This is a genomic window from uncultured Oscillibacter sp. (assembly GCF_947654275.1).
In the GTDB taxonomy this organism is placed as follows: domain Bacteria; phylum Bacillota; class Clostridia; order Oscillospirales; family Oscillospiraceae; genus Oscillibacter.
In genome coordinates this window covers 1-16,244 of sequence record NZ_CANTJS010000057.1, presented here as the reverse complement: position 1 = coordinate 16,244, position 16,244 = coordinate 1, and the positions used below count along the sequence as shown (strand labels likewise).

Below are 16,244 nucleotides of genomic sequence, written 5' to 3'. Positions count from 1 at the left end.
GGCACACGACTTTTGGAACGCAGTGGAAAAAGTCTAGTGTGTTATACCTTTTGCCTCGGCTGGCGCGGGAAAGGGGATGGACTGCAGGACAGCCGCTTTTCCGCACCAGGAAAGCAGGCGGAGGAATGGAGCGGCAGCAATCATTCCTCCACCTGCTTTCGGGAGGGGCAAAAGGTATATACAGCCCCCGTCCCTCGTCCCGCCGCAGCGGCGTCAATGCGGCAGCCTGCGCCGCAAATCGTTCAGTGCGGCTTGTTCCGTTTTCTGCGCCCGCTTCACTGTCAACCGGAAGTGAGCCGCTGTGTCTGGAATGGGATGTTCGTCCCCATCGGTAAAACCGTAGCGGTAGAGCAGATAAGTCCGCTCCCTGGCGGAAATCTGTCGCAGGCCCTCGTGCAGTTCAGCGTAGGTTTCTGCTTGCAGAACAATTTGCTCCGGGGATCTTCCGTAAGCCTGTGGAAGAGAAAAATCCTCCAACTCATCCAGGCTGATCTCATCAAATGCAGTGACGATGCTGACCGACTCCTGCATGAATTTCCTGATCCACCAGACAGCGTAAGTCAGAAATTTTGTGCCGCGCTCCGGGACAAAGCGACTGATCGCCTCCATCAGACCGAAGCAGCCCTCTTGAATAAGGTCGTCCACATCAAGACGATTACCACCATATCGTTCAATGAATTGATTGGCCTGTTGTTGGATAAAGGCCAGATTATTTTCCAGAAGTTGGTTTCGGGCATCTATGCTGCCATCCCTGGCAAGTACATAGAGTTCTTCATTGCTCATGCGCTGCCCTGGGAAGATTTTCAAATAGAGAAACAACGCCAGACCGGAAGGCCGACAGCTTGTCCGGGTCAAAAACAGAAGTGTCCACCGTATGTAAAATGGCGTCCGTCATTTGCTCTGGCGTGATTTCGGTCAGGGGTCTGTCCTCGCCCTTAGTAAGCTCCGCCATCATCTGCGCCACGATCTCCTTGGTTGCCGCCTGCTTTGCCGCTAACTCGGAAGCCATATCTTTTTTCATTTCTTTGAGTATCACCATAAAAGTGTTTTGAATTTTGGACAGCTCAACTTGGTGCGGCGGTATCTTGGAAAGTGCTGCTGCCTGCGCCGCTCCCCGCTGTCCACACCCCATCAACAGCTCACCCATGGAGGCAAAGATCTGGTTCTGGACAGCAATCCCTGCCGCCAGGGTATCATCAAAATACTGAGCGATCATATTGGTCAGAACGGCAAACCGGGGATGCTCCAGCATTCGGCTGACGACCTCACTGTTGACCTTCCCAGTGTAGAGGTTCCGCGCCGCCAGTGCCGTCAGCCCCAGTTCCTCAATGTCATAATTTTTTCTGTCGGGAATGTTCGTCAGGCCCAGCAGAAAGTCGGCGGATACGTTAAATTCCCGCACCAAGGCAGTCAACACCTCATCGCTGAATTTTTGTATCTGCCCGTTCTCCAACCGGCTTAGGGTGGATGTGCTGACGCCCACCCGCTCCGCCAATTCTTCTTTTGTAAGGCCCCTCTGCTCCCGTAATTCTGTAAGCCGCTGACCTATCGTTCCCGGTAAATATTCCGCCATTGCGCACCTCCCTGTCGTATTCTCGATTTTAGCACAGCATTTCCGCAATAGAGCACGAATTGTGTCGGTTCGGAGTTTGCATTTCTGCAAATTATCCGAGTCGGTTTTTATTTTCCAGTCAGTTTTGCAAAAAATGGGGGACAAAGCCGGTTTTTCCGTATATTGAGATAGGCAAATGAAAACGCCAATCTTTTTACGGAGGAATGCAATTGAACAACTATGAAACAACAAATCACGCCGCCCGCCTGCCGCCGGGGATGGAGGACTGGCCCGCATGGTTCGATGGCAAGAAAATCAATGAAGTCCTGTTCAGCGAGGAATTTCTGCAAGATCACCCCATGCTCTGTATTCACGATGTTTTTTTCACCACGGAGGGCCGGGTGACGGATGAAACGATGCTGAAAAAGGAAATCTTGGACCGCATCAAGTCCTATGTCACTTCCGGCGTGGCAAAGCGGGCGGCAAACCTGCTGGATGCCCTGCGGATGGAGTGCTGGTCGCCGCCGCTACCGGTCTATCAGGACAGGGTTCATGTTGCCAATGGGACGCTGTTCCTCAATGGGACATTCTCGGAGAAAAAGGATTTCTGCATCAACCGCCTGCCAGTCCGTTATGTACCGGACGCTCTGCCGCCGGTGAAGTGGCTGGCGTTTCTGACTGACCTTCTGGTGCCGGACGACATTCTGACCCTCCAGGAGTTTATGGGCTACTGCCTCATTCCCTCCACAAAAGGGCAGAAAATGCTTATCATCACCGGTAGGGGCGGCGAAGGAAAATCCCGGCTGGGACTGGTACTCCGTGCCTTGTTGGGGCAGAACATGAATACCGGCAGCATCGCCAAAGTTGAGACAAATCCCTTTGCCCGCGCCGACCTGGAGCATGAGCTGCTGATGGTGGACGATGACATGAAACTGGAGGCTCTTCCCCAGCCCAATCACATCAAGGCTATTGTCACCGCTGAGCTTCCTATGGATTTGGAGAAGAAGGGCAGGCAGAGCTATCAAGGCCAGCTGTATGTCCGCTTCATTGGCCTGGGTAATGGGACGCTGCACTCCCTCTATGACCGGAGCGTCGGTTTCTTCCGGCGGCAAATCATTCTAACTGCCAAAGAGCGTCCAGCTAACCGGGTAGATGACCCATTTATCGCAGAAAAGATGTGTGACGAGGCGGAGGGCATCTTCCTGTGGGCGCTGGAGGGGCTGCACCGATTGACTGCCAACAACTACCGCTTCACCATTAGCCAGCAGGCCCAGGAAAATATGAAAGCAGCGGTGGCGGACGGCAACAATATCGTTGAGTTCATGCAGTCCACCGGATATATCGTCTTTCAGCCGGACGCCGCTTCCAGCTCCAAGGACCTGTACGCCGCCTACAAACTCTGGTGCGAGGATAACGCCTACAACGCCCTGTCTATGAAAAGTTTCTGCAACTATCTCAATCAGAATGCCGGGAGCTACGGCATCAGCCATACCAACAACATCTACATCGGCGGTGGCAGGCGGTCCAGAGGGTTCACCGGCCTGCGGGTACTGGTACGACAGTATTGAAAATGCACAGTGACCCGAAATCACCCGTACATTGCGTACAAGCGTACACGGACGTACTCATGTACGCATTGTACGCTTCTTTTGAGGTCAGCCACAATTCCATTTTCCACATTTAGAGGAACAGGGCAGTACAGTAGGTTGCCTTTGCCGCTAAAACTTCTACATTTTCCAAAATCGCAAACTTCTTAATGAATTTCCGAACAGGTTTCACGGAACCGTGCTGCTCTGAATGGTGAACAGAGTTGACGGTTATGACGGTATTTTCACCGTTTCAACAAAAGTCACTCGGAAGCACGAAATCGAAGGGTGCTTCTATTGCGTGACAACCATGTAGGAATCAGGAGGTTTTTATTGAACATCAGAAATGAAATCAAGGCTCAGATCGTCCGTGCCGGGTACACCATGCAGGAGGTTGTGGATATGCTCGCTGCCGAACACGGCTGGAGCAACAGCGTGTCCAACCTCTCCGCCAAGTTGCAGCGGGGTTCACTGCGGTACATTGAGGCTATTCAGCTGGCCGATGTGCTGGGATTTGATCTGGTCTGGCAGAAACGGAGGGGGAAGTGATGCTGAAACCGCAGTACGCTATTCTTCGCTTTGCCAAGTACAAGGGGCCGGAGATCGGTCACATTGAGGCCCACAACGAGCGCACCAAGGAGAAGTATGCCAGTAATCCCGACGTGGACACCAGCCGGAGCCACCTCAATTTCCATATTGTTCAGCCCGAACGGAAATACCGGGCGGAGGCAGAGCGGCAGATTGCCGAGGCCAAGTGCCGCACCAGAAAGGACAGCGTTCGAGTGGTGGAAGCGCTGGTGACGGCCAGTCCAGAGTTCTTCAAGGGCAAGAAGAAAGCGGAAGTCCGGGCATTCTTTGAAGAAGCAGTCCGCTTCATAGAAAAACATCAGTCGAAAGACACGATCATATCCGCTGTGGTGCATATGGACGAGAAGACACCCCATATGCACCTTTCTTTTGTCCCTTTGACGGCGGACAAGCGGCTGAGTGCCAAGGACATCGTAGGCAATAAGAAGAAGCTGATCTGGTGGCAGGATGAGTTCTGGAAGCACATGGTGAAGAAATGGCCTGACTTGGAACGGGGCGAGAGCGCCAGCGAAACTGGCCGAACGCACATTCCGCCCCGGCTGTTCAAGGAGGCAGCTCACCTCAACCGGCAGCGGGACATGCTGTTGCAGCTGCTGGGTGAGGTCAATCCGCTCAACGCCAAAAAGAAAAGCGCCGAGATCGAGGCGCTGCTGGAGCAGTATATTCCCGGCGTGGAGCGGATGCAGACGAAATTACGGAAGTACGATGCCGCCTACAAAGACCTCCAGGCTGAAAACGCTGCCTTGAAAAAGAAAGATGGTGCCAGCCGGGAGAGCGTCAAACGCCGGTTGGAGGTGGCCCAGCAGCTTCAGGAGCTGGAGGACCTGAAACGGGCGGTGGAGAATGTGCCGCCGGAGATTTTGGAGGCATATCAGCAGAACACTACATTTTTACAGGAGGAGGCCAGTAAGAAGAATGCCCTTGACCGATGAATGGAGCGGACTTGCCACTCTGCTGGCAAATCTGATTGAGAAGTATGCATCGGACTTGGGGCTAGATGATATGCCCTTTCCAAGCGTTGACCAGACCAGGATCGGAGCTGACTAAAAAAACTGTCAGAACCATAAATCCAATATTGAAAAGACTGTTGCGGTGTGATATAATCATAGACGTGATTTGAATGTCCAAACTTCTTGTTGGAGAAGAAACCACTCTCCAACAAGAAGCGGATAACAGGAAATGTGAGGTTATCATGCGCAAAGAAAAAGAGAAGGTTTATATCTACACCAGAGTATCCACTACTATGCAGATCGACGGCTACTCCCTGGATGCTCAAAAGGCCAGAATGAAAGCGTTCGCAGACTTCAACAATTATGAGATCGTTGGAGAATATGAGGATGCAGGCAAATCCGGAAAATCTATCGAGGGCAGAATGCAGTTTAGCCAGATGATGGAGGACATCAAATCCGGGAAAGACGGCGTTTCCTTTGTTTTGGTATTCAAACTCTCCCGGTTTGGCAGAAACGCCGCAGATGTTCTCTCCACTCTGCAAATCATGCAGGACTTTGGGGTGAACCTGATTTGCGTAGAGGATGGGATTGATTCCTCCAAGGATGCTGGGAAGCTGATGATTTCTGTCCTCTCCGCTGTGGCTGAAATCGAGCGTGAAAATATCCGTGTCCAAACTATGGAGGGTCGTATCCAGAAAGCTAGGGAAGGCCGCTGGAATGGGGGTTTTGCGCCCTATGGCTATCGCCTTGTAGACGGCAGCCTGGAGATTAACGAAGAAGAGGCCGAGGCCATTCGCGTTATATTTGAGCAGTACACCACTACTGACACTGGCGCAAATGGAATTTCAAAGTATCTGGAAAATCACGGTATCCGCAAGATACAGAGGCAAAACGGGAAAAATCCTCTCTTTGATGCTCACCTTGTCCGCCTGATTTTAAAAAATCCTGTTTACTGTGGAAAAATTGCCTATGGGCGGCGGCGGACAGAGAAAGTTCACGGCACCAGAAACGACTATCGCCTTGTGGCGCAGGATAACTACTTGCTGGTGGACGGTCTGCATGAGGGACTGGTATCTGAAGAGGTCTGGCAGGCAGCACAGATAAAACTGCTGGCCCAGGCCAAGAAATATGAACACATCAACAGAGGCCAGAACGAACGGACGCACCTTCTCACCGGTATCGTGAAGTGCCCTATCTGCGGGGCTGGGATGTACGCCAATAAGAGCATCAAATACAAGAAAGACGGCACTAAGTATAAGGATTTCTTCTACTATGCCTGTAAGCACCGCACCATGACCCGTGGACACAAATGTGACTACAAAAAGCAAATCAATGAAGAATTGCTGGATGATGCGGTAGCGGAGGTCATCATAAAGCTGGTGAGCAATCCGAAATTCGCGGCTATGATGCAGGAAAAAATCAATATGAAGGTAGACACCGCCGCTATTGACCAGGAGATCGTCAACTACGAAAAGCAGCTGCGTCAAAGCTATTCCATCAAATCCAAACTGATGGAGGAAATAGACGGCCTTGACCCGGACGACCGGCACTACATCAAACGAAAAGCCGACCTTGACGGTCGGCTTTACAAGATGTACGATAGGATTGAAGAGATTGAGTCACAGCTTATCACCGCCCGGGCCAAAAAGCAGGCCATTGAGGCGGAAAAGCTGACCGGGGACAACATCTACAAAGTTCTGATTTATTTTGAAAAGCTGTATGCAGTAATGAACGAGGTGGAACGGCGGCAGCTAATAGAGGCATTGATTTCGGAAATCCAGATTTATGAGGAACGCCAGCCCAACGGGCAATGGCTGAAATCCATCAAGTTCAAGCTGCCAATCATTGAACAGGACATGAATTTGAGTTTGGACAACAATGAGCAAGTCGAGACGGTTGTGCTGCTGCAAAGAGAAAACTCATAGAATCCTGTGTTTAAAACCTGTATTCACAACCGCTGAACGATGTCTGAACAGCCTTTTTCCCGCCATACCGCGTCGATTTCCCCTGCAATCCTGACGGATTGCAGGGGAAATCTTCTTGTCTGACAGGAAAGATTCCCGTCCATCCAGCATCCCCCCGGCTATGAATACAGGTTCTAAAAACGTATATTTTTCATCGGGCACCCGCCTCTGCTGCCGCTCACAAGGGGGTCTGTCCGTCATTTTCAACACAAAGCGGGGAATAATTTGGATGTTTATGTAGGATGCGATAAAAATACAGAGCTATATTGCATATTTATAAGATTTCGTGTATAGTAAGAGTGCTGTTTATCATTGTAAAGCGATAAACGATTTTGAAGCTGAGGAGAAGATGCATCATGAAGCGATTTCTGAGCCTGATTCTGGCCGGGGCGCTGGCCCTGGGCCTGACGGCCTGCGGCGGTTCCGGCGGCGGGAACAGCGGCGGGAACAGCGGCGGCAGTGGAGCCTCCGGCGGGGGAGATACCAAGGTGCTGTATCATACTTACAACACCGCCCCTTATGTAACTCTGGACCCCAGCACGGAATACTCCAACGGGATCATGGTTCTCCAGAATGTTTACGAGACCCTGACCCGGTACAATCCTGACACCGGCGACCTGGACCCCATGCTGGCGACCAGCTGGACGAAGAATGACGACGGCACCGTCTGGACCTTCCAGCTCCGGGAGGACGTCACATTTCACGACGGCACGCCCATGACATCGGCTCAGGTGGTGCGGTCCTTCCAGAGGTCCATGGACCTGGGCAAGGGCGGCGCCTATATCTGGGACGCCGTGCTGGAGTCCAACGGCGGCAAGGTCGAGGCCACCGGCGATTATGAGGTCACCGTCACCTGCGGCTACCCCTGCGCCATTGACCTGGTGGTTTCTGCCGGCTATGCCGCCTATATCATGTCTGACAGCGTGGCGGACCAGACCACCGAGTGGTTCAACGAGGGCCACGACGGAGGCACCGGCCCCTATATGATTGCCCAGGCCACCGGCGACAGCGTGGTTCTGAAGGCCTACGAGGGCTACCGGGGCGGCTGGACCGACGGACAGTACAAGAACGTCATGGTCCGGGAGGTGCCGGAGTCCAGCGCCCGCCGCCAGATGATGGAAACCGGCGAATGCCAGCTCTCCAGTGAGTTCTCCGCCACGGACCTGGAGGCCCTCAAGGGCCAGACCGACCGGGTTTACACCTATCAGTCCGAGACCTTCAACAATATCATCATGTTCCTGAATACCGCGACCGCGCCCTGCAATAACGCCGATTTCCGCCGCTGCCTGGCCTATGCCTTCCCCTATGAGGAGACGGTCAGCGAGATTATGAACGGCAACGCCAAGCAGTCTGTTGGCATGGTCCCCGGCGGCCTGTGGGGCCACGATGAGAGCATTCTCCAGTATACCTGCGACCTGGATAAAGCCAGAGAGTACCTGGACAAGTCCGGCGTGTCCACCGACGGGCTCAGGCTGACCGTTACCTATATGAACGGGTATGACGAGTATGCCAGCGCCCTTCAGCTGTTCCAGGTGAACCTGAAGCAGCTGGGCATCGACCTGGATCTCCGCAGTATGGAGTGGGATCAGCAGTGGGCCCAGGCCCAGAACAACGACCCCGCCCAGCGGCAGGATATGTTTGTGTTTATCTGGTGGCCGGATTACGCCGACCCCGTCAGCTGGTTCCAGTCCCTGCTGCACAGCGAGGATCAGATTGTATACAACCTTTCTTACCTGAACGACCCGGAGCTGGACGGCATCATTGACGAGGCCATCGCCCAGACCGTCACCGACCGGGACGCCGCCGAAGCCAACTACGTCCAGGCGCAGAAGATTGTGGCGGACAATGCCTACCTGCTGAATCTTTATGACCAGATGCACACCTTTGTCATCAGCAACAGCATCCAAGGGGTCTCCGAGAACCCCGCCTATTCCAACAGCATCCTCTACTATCAGATTACCGAGAAGTAAATCCAGGCCAACGGCACTCCGCCATCCGGAGTGCCTGTTGGCATTTTCAGAGAAACAGACTGAAATGAGGTGTCCGCCCCGTGTTTCAATACATCGTCAAACGGATTTTCAGCAGTATTCTGGTCCTGCTGGGAGTCGTTACCATCACCTTCTTCATAGCCCGGGTACTGCCCTCCAGTCCCGAGGTTCGCTGGGCCGGCCAGCGGGCCACGGAAGAGCAGCTGGAGGCCGCCCGCATCGAGCTGGGACTGGACAAGTCCCTGCCGGAGCAGTATGTCATATACCTCCGGGACCTCCTCCGGGGCAACCTGGGTAAGAGCCTGAACAATCATCAGCCTGTCACCAGCGAGCTCCGGCGCTATGTCCCCGCCACGCTGGAGCTGGTTCTGCTGGCCTTCGCGCTGGCGGTGGTCATCGGCATCCCCCTGGGGATTTACTCCGCCAAGAAAAAGGACAGGCTGCTGGACCATTTCAGCCGCTTCTTCTCCATCGGGGCGGTGTCCCTGCCCACCTTCTGGGTGGCCCTGTTTTTCCAGCTGATTTTCTATAAGGGTCTGAATCTTCTGCCCATCGGCGGGCGGATCAGCGTAGAGGCCACCATCTTTGAAACTGTTCCCCAGGTGACGGGGATGCTTCTGGCAGACTGTCTGATTACCGGCAGGTTTGGTCTGTTTCTGGACGCCCTGCGGCATATCATTCTCCCCTGCATCACCGTTTCCCTCTATCCCATCGGCCTGGTCTCCCGCATGACCCGCAGCGCCCTGCTGGAGATTCTGGGGGAGGACTACATGACCGCCGGCCACAGCTACGGTCTCAGCGATACCCGCATGCTCTGGAAGTACGCCCTGAAAAACAGCCTGGGCACCACCGCCACCGACGTGGCCCTCTCCATGGGCTATACCCTCACCAATACCTTCCTGGTGGAGGCGATTTTCTCCTGGCCCGGCATCGGCAGCTATATTTCCAGCGCTGTCACGACCCTGGATTACCCCGCCATCATCGGCGTGACGCTCTTCGGCGCGGTGTGCTACATCATTCTCAACCTGCTGGCGGACATCATCATTGCGTCCGATCCCCGGGTGCGTCTGTAAGGGAGGCGAAACCGACATGAATAACTTTGTGCAGACCATGAAGCCCCGCATCCGCAGCGCCCGGGAAAGCATGTACCTTCTGGCCCGGAACAAGCTCAGCCTGGCGGCCCTGATTCTTCTTCTGCTGCTGGCCGCCGCCGCCATTCTGGCCCCGGTAATCATCCCCTATCCGGAGGACCTGGCCGACGCCGCCCATACCGACATCAGCCTTCAGCCCCCCAGCGCCGAACATTTGATGGGCACCGACGAGCTGGGCCGGGATATTTTCAGCCGTGTGATCTACGGCTCCCGGGTGTCCCTCACCGCCGCCCTGGCCGCCGTAGGGCTGTCCCTGCTCATCGGCGTGCCTCTGGGGGCCGTGGCAGGGAGCTTCGGCGGCTGGGTGGACAATGTGATTATGCGGATTACCGACGTGTTCCTCAGCTTCCCGCCCCTGCTGCTGGCCATCGCCATGGTGGTGGTCCTGGGCAGCAGCCTGAATAACGCCGTTCTGGCCATAGCCCTGTCCTGGTGGCCCTGGTACACCCGGCTGATTCGGGGACAGGCCATCTCCATGAAGGAGCGGAAATTCGTCCAGGCGGCAGAAACCATCGGCACCGGGCGGATGAAGATTATCTTCCGCCACATCATTCCCAACTGCATCAGCCCCGTGATTGTGCAGGCCTCCATGGACATCGGCGGCGTGATTCTGACGGTGGCCAGCCTGTCCTTCCTGAGTCTGGGGGCCCAGTTGCCCACCCCGGAGTGGGGCCTGATGATTTCCATGGGCCGGCGCTTCTTCCCCGACAGCTGGTGGTACTGCATTTTTCCCGGCCTGGCTATTTTCATCACCGTGCTGTGCTTCAACCTCTTGGGGGACGCCATCCGGGAGATTCTGGACCCCAAGACCCGGAAAAACTGAGGAGGCGGCGCTATGGCTTATTTTGAGATTCACGACCTGCGGATTACCCACCGCTCCTTTGCGGGAACCAAAACGGTTCTGGAAATCGGCCGTCTGGCCATTGAGCGGGGCGAGACCTACGGCCTGGTAGGAGAGTCGGGACAGGGGAAAACCGTCCTGGCCCTGGCCATCCAGCAGCTCCTTCGCTGTCCCCCGGGCCGGATTGAGTCCGGCTCCATTCTGCTGGACGGGACAGACCTGCTGAAGCTGAGCCCGAACCAGATGCGGAAAACCGTCCGGGGCAGCCGGATTGCCATGATTTTCCAGGACCCCATGAGCTGCCTGAACCCTGTTTTTACCGTCGGAACCATCATGACCGACGTGCTGAGGACCCGGCGGAAGGGCCTGAGCAGGGACCAGATCCGCCAGGAGGCCCTGGGGCTGTTGGCGGAGGTGAAACTGGCCGACGGGGAGAGCGTGATGCGCAAATACCCCCACCAGCTTTCCGGAGGACAGCGCCAGAGGGTCATCATCGCCCTGGCCCTGGCCTGCGGCGCGGAGTTCCTCATTGCCGACGAGCCCACCCGGAACCTGGATGTCACCATTCAGGCCAGCATCCTCAAACTGCTGAAGGAGCTTCAGCAAAAGCACAATATGACGGTGCTCTTCATCGCCAACAACCTCAGCCTGGTGACGGCCTTCTGCGACCGGGTGGGCATTCTCTACGGCGGGAAAATCATTGAGGAGAACACCGCCGCCGGCCTGGTGGAGCACCCGCGGGAGGACTATACCAAAGTCCTCATTGACGCGGTCCGGGCCGACGCCAGGAAGGCGGAGCCCGCCGCCTCCGGCGAGACGCTTTTGAAGGTGGAGCACCTGAAAAAGTACTTCGATATCAACGACGAGCTCCGCCGCCAGAAGCACCTGACCCTCAAAGCGGTGGACGATGTGAGCTTCGAGCTGAAAAAGGGTGACGTTCTGGGCATCGTAGGCGAGTCCGGCTGCGGAAAATCCACTCTGGTGAACACCATTCTGAACCTTTTCGAGCCCACGGAGGGAAAGGTGTTCTTCGAGGGCGCGGACGTCTTCGGTGAGGGCCGGAAGGGCGGGAACGCCTTTAAGAAGAACGTTCAAATCGTCTTCCAGGACCCCTACTGGTCCCTGAACCCCCGCTGGCTGATTAAGGACATCGTGGCGGAGCCGATGGACGTCTATGAAAAGCTGGGAGAGGCGGAGCGCCTGAAACGGGTGGAAGAGCTGCTGGAAATGGTGGGCATTCCCGCCGACGCCTGCTACAAATACCCCCACGAATTTTCCGGCGGACAGCGCCAGCGCATCGCCATTGCCCGGTCGCTGGCCTCCAACCCCAAACTGGTGGTGCTGGACGAGCCCACCAGCTCCATTGATGTGTTCAGCCAGGCCCAGATTCTGGCCCTCATCAAGGACCTGCGGCGGCGCTTCCAGCTGACCAATATTCTCATCAGCCACGACCTGGGGGTCGTTCACGAGCTGGCAAACCAGATTGCCATTATGTACCTGGGAAAAATCGTGGAGTTCGGCCCGGCGGAGGAGGTATTCCGCCGCCCCTGCCACCCCTATACCCGGGCCCTGTTCGACTCGATTCCGACCCTCACCACCCGGGGCATGGACGGCCTCAAAACGCTGGAGGGCCAGATTCCCAGCCCCATCAATCCCCCGCCGGGCTGCGCCTTCCACCAGCGCTGCCCCTACGCCTGCCCGGACTGCGCCCGGGAGACGCCCCAGCCTGTGGACCTGGGGGGCGGCCGCGCGGTCAGCTGCCTGCGGTGGAAGGAGCTGGAGGAAACATTAGGAAACGAATCCGCGGGGGATGAAACGGCATCCCCGGAAAAATAAGGAGGAGCATGATGAGGACACTGACACGAGAAAACCTGCTGGATATTCTGTATGGCTGCGCCATTTTGGGCACCGGCGGCGGCGGAAGCCTGGACGAGGGCATCCAGATGATTGACGAGGCCCTGGCGGCCGGAAAGGAATTCCGCCTGGCATCCTTTGCCGACATGGACCCGCAGGATGTGATTGGCACACCCTACGCCTGCGGCGCCATCAGCCCCCTGACGGAGGAGGAACTGCGGAAATATGCCCGTCTGAAAGAGACGGAAGAGAGCTTCTATATCCTCTGCATGAAGCAGCTGGAGCGCTTCCTGGGCCGGGAGGTCAGCGCCGTCATCTCCACGGAGCTGGGCGGCGGCAATACGGCCACGGCCTTCTATGTGGGAGCCATGACCGGCCGGCCCATTATGGACGGCGACCCCGCCGGGCGGAGTGTTCCCGCGCTTCAGCATTCCACCTACTTCCTCCAGGGGGTGCCCATGTGCCCCATGAGCGTGATGAACAAGTTCGGTGAGGGCGCGGTGTTTACCAACGTATTTGACGACGAGCGGGGCGAGGACCTGGTCCGGGCCCTGGCGGTGGCCAGCCAGAACACCATTGCCGTCATGGACCATGTGAATACCGCGGAGGTGCTGAAGGACGCCGTGATTCAGGGGGCCATCTCCTATGCGGAGAAGACCGGAAAGGCCTTCCGGGACGCCAAGGCCTCCGGCGGGGACTATGTCCGGGCGGTGATGGAGGCCGGCGGCGGAAAGCCCATGTTCGAGGGCATTGTCACGAAAAGCGGGTACGAGACCCGGGACGGCTACACCTATGGCGACACCGTCATTCAGGGCTCCGGCGACTATGAGGGCCACGAGCTTCATATCTGGTATCAGAACGAGAATATCATCAGCTGGCTGGACGGGGCATACTTCGTTACCGTGCCGGACCTGATCTGCGTCTTTGACCTGGACGAGGCCATGCCCCAGCTGAATCCCTTTGCCCGGATGGGAGAGAAGGCGGCGGTCATCGCCCTGCCCGCGCCGAAGGAGTGGACCACTCCCCGGGGTCTGGAGGTCTTCGGCCCCCGGAGCTTCGGCCATGATGTGGACTACAGGCCTTACTGCTGAGACAAAAGGAGGAGGATGGGCATGACAGACAATCAGGATTTTCTCCAGGCGGTGCTGGACCTGATCGCCATTGACAGCGTGGCCCTGACAGATGTCAGCGAAGAGGCCCCCTACGGCAGGGGACCCGCCTGGGCCCTGGAACAGGTGCTGGACCTCTGCCGCCGCCTGGGCATTCGGACAGAGAACCTGGGCGGCAGAACCGCCTGGGCGGAAATCGGCCAGGGGGAGGAGATTGTGGGCGTCCTGGGGCACCTGGACGTGGTCCCGGCGGGAGAGGGCTGGACGCACAACCCCAAGGGCGAGATCTGCGGGGACCGGCTCTATGGCCGGGGCGCTGTGGACGATAAGGGGCCCACACTGGCGGCGCTGTTTGCCATGAAGGATCTCCAGGACGCGGGGACGCCCCTGAACCGGCGGATTCGGCTGATCTTCGGCCAGTGCGAGGAGTGCGGCGACTGGGACGACATGGCCTGTTACAAGCGCACGCAGCAGCTGCCGGTGTTCGGCTTTACCCCCGACGCGGATTTTCCCGCCATTTATGGGGAGAAGGGCATTCTGGAGTTCCGGATCACAGCGCCCCGGGGAGAGATCGTTTCTTTTGAGGGCGGCGACGCGGGGAACATGGTTCCCGACTGGTGCCGCTGCCGGGTGCGGACCAGGGAGGGGGCGGAAAAGCTCCTGGAGACCCACGGCCGCAGCGCCCATGCCAGCACGCCGGAAAAGGGGGAAAGCGCCCTTGACAAGATGATGGCGGAGCTGGAGGCTCTGGGCGTGGACCATCCTTTGGTGGGCTTTTATCAGAAGCATCTGGCCGGAGACTTCCACGGCGGAAAGCTGGGCTGCCCCCTGGAGGACGCTCAGAGCGGGAAACTGACTCTGAACGCCGGAATGGTGCGGACGAAGGGGGAACAGCTGGTGCTGACCCTGGATATACGGAATCCCGTGTCCTTCCGGGGCGAGGACGTGGAGGGGCCCCTGGGAGAGGCCTGCCGGGCGTTTGGCCTGTCCTGGGTCTGCACGGAGAACCAGGACCCCATTTATATGGACAAAAACGGCGCTGTGATTCAGGCGATGCTGGAGGTCTACCGGGAAATCACCGGAGACGCCTCCGAGCCTGCTGTGATTGGCGGCGGCACCTACGCCAGAGCTATGCCGGGCATTGTGGCCTTCGGGCCCATGCAGCCGGGCAGGGAATGCACGGAGCACCAGAAGGATGAGTATATTCTGCTGGAGGACCTGCACCAGGCCCGGGAAATTTACAGGAAAACTCTTGAAAAACTGGCAAATCTGTGAAAAATGGAGGACGGCATGAAGACAGAACTGCAAATTGCGGCGGACAAGCTGGTGCGTGAAATCTTCGGCGTGAAGGCTGGGGAGAACGTGGTGCTGACGGCGGACTACGAATCCAATCAGGCGGTGCTGCGTGCGGTGTCGGACAGCGTTCGGGAGACCGGGGCTCAGGTGATGGTGGTTACCGTCCCAACCCCCGGTTCCGTGGGCAAGGCCGCCGACCCGGATCTGCCGGTGGAGCCGCTGGCCGCGGCCCTGTGCGTCTGTGACGTGTGGATTGAGTTCAATCATCAGTGGCTTCTGTACTCCACCCCCTTTGAGCGGGCCAGCCGTGAGAATCCAAAGCTGCGGTATATGTGCCTGGTAGACTTTGACGAGGACCTGATGATTCGCACCATCGGCCATGTGGACACGCCTCAGCTCCAGGTGTTTATGCGGAAGGTGGCGGAGCTGACCCGGAATGCCAAAACCATGCGGGTGACTACGCCGGCGGGCTGCGACGTGACGTTTGAAATCGACCCGGTCCACTATGTGGCCTGCGACTGCGGCGACGCCACCTTCCCCGCGGTGCATATGCTCACGGGACAGATCAACGTGGTGCCCCGGTTCGGCTCCATTCAGGGAACCATTGTCTTCGACGGTTCTGTGACGCCGCCCTTTGGGCGTTCGCCCAAGACGCCCATCCGCCTGACCGTGAAGGACGGCGTCATCCAGTCCGTGGAGGGCGGCGAAGAGGCGGCGGTCTACGAGCAGTATCTGCGGGGGTTCCAGGACCCCGGAATGCTGAAAATGGCCCACATCGCCTATGGCTTCAACCCCGGCGCCAGACTCACCGGCAGCATCGTGGAGGACGAGCGGGTCTGGGGCGCCACCGAGTGGGGCATTGGCTACGTCAGCGAAATCGACGCCCCGCCCAACGGCCAGGATGCTGTCAGCCACAGCGACGGCATCTGCCTGCAAAGCTCGGTGTGGCTGGACGGCGTGCAGATTATGGACCGGGGCCGTATCGTCCTGCCGGAGCTGGCCGCGCTGATGCCGCCTCTTGCGCAGTGATATCCGGAGGGCTCCGCAGCGCCGGGCTCAGAAACGATTCCGCACCCAACGCAGCGTGAGCAGGTTTTATAAAAGAGGATAATGGATGAACCCCCTGACGCAGATTCAAGAACTGCGTCAGGGGGCAGTCAGGGCGGGAGCATAGAACAGTTTTATTGGACTGTTCCAAGCTCCCGCCCTGATTTTATTTGGGAGACACTTGCTAAGCACGCCCCGGCGCATTTCATGACATCCAGGGAGCCGTTCAATACAACCGCCTTGAAAGGGTGTGCTCCGCCTGATATAGTCAGCACAGTTGAAAATCGGTATCTACCGATTTTCAAACAGCGGCGGGGC

At 57.2% G+C, this 16,244-nt stretch carries 13 protein-coding genes; 11 read left to right on the top strand and 2 right to left on the bottom strand.

Features of this window, described 5'->3' with window-relative positions; genetic code table 11:
- Positions 1–213: 213 nt before the first annotated feature.
- Both Q0063_RS12425 and Q0063_RS12420 read right to left on the bottom strand, forming a co-directional pair.
- A complete protein-coding gene (locus Q0063_RS12425; protein WP_297872295.1) occupies positions 214–783 on the bottom strand; it encodes a sigma-70 family RNA polymerase sigma factor in 570 nt (189 codons plus the stop codon).
- Positions 773–1,573: a helix-turn-helix domain-containing protein gene (locus tag Q0063_RS12420; RefSeq protein WP_297872294.1), complete on the bottom strand. Its 801-nt coding sequence runs from the start codon at positions 1,571–1,573 to the stop codon at positions 773–775. The genes Q0063_RS12425 and Q0063_RS12420 overlap by 11 nt, the downstream gene beginning before the upstream one ends.
- Before the next feature lie 209 nt (positions 1,574–1,782).
- On the opposite strand from Q0063_RS12420, the gene Q0063_RS12415 reads away from it, so the two are divergent.
- The 11 genes from Q0063_RS12415 (at position 1,783) to Q0063_RS12365 (ending at position 15,908) form a co-directional block, all read left to right on the top strand.
- Positions 1,783–3,120 carry a DUF5906 domain-containing protein gene (locus Q0063_RS12415; protein ID WP_367180377.1) on the top strand — a complete coding sequence of 446 codons (1,338 nt, stop codon included), beginning with the start codon at positions 1,783–1,785 and terminating at the stop codon, positions 3,118–3,120.
- Positions 3,121–3,522: 402 nt separating this feature from the next.
- Positions 3,523–3,687 carry an LLM class flavin-dependent oxidoreductase gene (locus tag Q0063_RS12410; protein ID WP_367180378.1) on the top strand — a complete coding sequence of 55 codons (165 nt, stop codon included), beginning with the start codon at positions 3,523–3,525 and terminating at the stop codon, positions 3,685–3,687.
- A complete protein-coding gene (gene mobV, locus Q0063_RS12405; protein WP_297872292.1) occupies positions 3,687–4,658 on the top strand; it encodes a MobV family relaxase in 972 nt (323 codons plus the stop codon). The genes Q0063_RS12410 and mobV overlap by 1 nt, the downstream gene beginning before the upstream one ends.
- Positions 4,659–4,918: 260 nt before the next feature.
- Positions 4,919–6,601, top strand: a complete 1,683-nt coding sequence (locus Q0063_RS12400) for a recombinase family protein (protein WP_297872296.1) — start codon at positions 4,919–4,921, stop codon at positions 6,599–6,601.
- 395 nt (positions 6,602–6,996) lie between these two features.
- Positions 6,997–8,610 (top strand): ABC transporter substrate-binding protein, encoded by a 1,614-nt coding sequence (locus Q0063_RS12395; RefSeq protein ID WP_297872291.1) that lies wholly within the window; start codon positions 6,997–6,999, stop codon positions 8,608–8,610.
- 80 nt (positions 8,611–8,690) lie between these two features.
- Positions 8,691–9,701 (top strand): ABC transporter permease, encoded by a 1,011-nt coding sequence (locus tag Q0063_RS12390; RefSeq protein WP_297872290.1) that lies wholly within the window; start codon positions 8,691–8,693, stop codon positions 9,699–9,701.
- Between the two features lie 16 nt (positions 9,702–9,717).
- Entirely contained in the window at positions 9,718–10,602 is an 885-nt protein-coding gene (locus tag Q0063_RS12385) for an ABC transporter permease (protein ID WP_297872289.1), read from the top strand.
- A gap of 12 nt (positions 10,603–10,614) precedes the next feature.
- Positions 10,615–12,456 (top strand): ABC transporter ATP-binding protein, encoded by a 1,842-nt coding sequence (locus Q0063_RS12380; RefSeq protein ID WP_297872288.1) that lies wholly within the window; start codon positions 10,615–10,617, stop codon positions 12,454–12,456.
- 8 nt (positions 12,457–12,464) lie between these two features.
- Positions 12,465–13,565 (top strand): DUF917 domain-containing protein, encoded by a 1,101-nt coding sequence (locus Q0063_RS12375; RefSeq protein WP_297872287.1) that lies wholly within the window; start codon positions 12,465–12,467, stop codon positions 13,563–13,565.
- Between the two features lie 21 nt (positions 13,566–13,586).
- Positions 13,587–14,858, top strand: coding sequence for a Sapep family Mn(2+)-dependent dipeptidase (locus tag Q0063_RS12370; protein WP_297872286.1), 1,272 nt, complete (start codon positions 13,587–13,589; stop codon positions 14,856–14,858).
- 15 nt (positions 14,859–14,873) lie between these two features.
- Complete coding sequence (locus Q0063_RS12365) at positions 14,874–15,908, top strand: aminopeptidase (protein WP_297872285.1); 1,035 nt, start codon at positions 14,874–14,876, stop codon at positions 15,906–15,908.
- Positions 15,909–16,244: the final 336 nt, after the last annotated feature.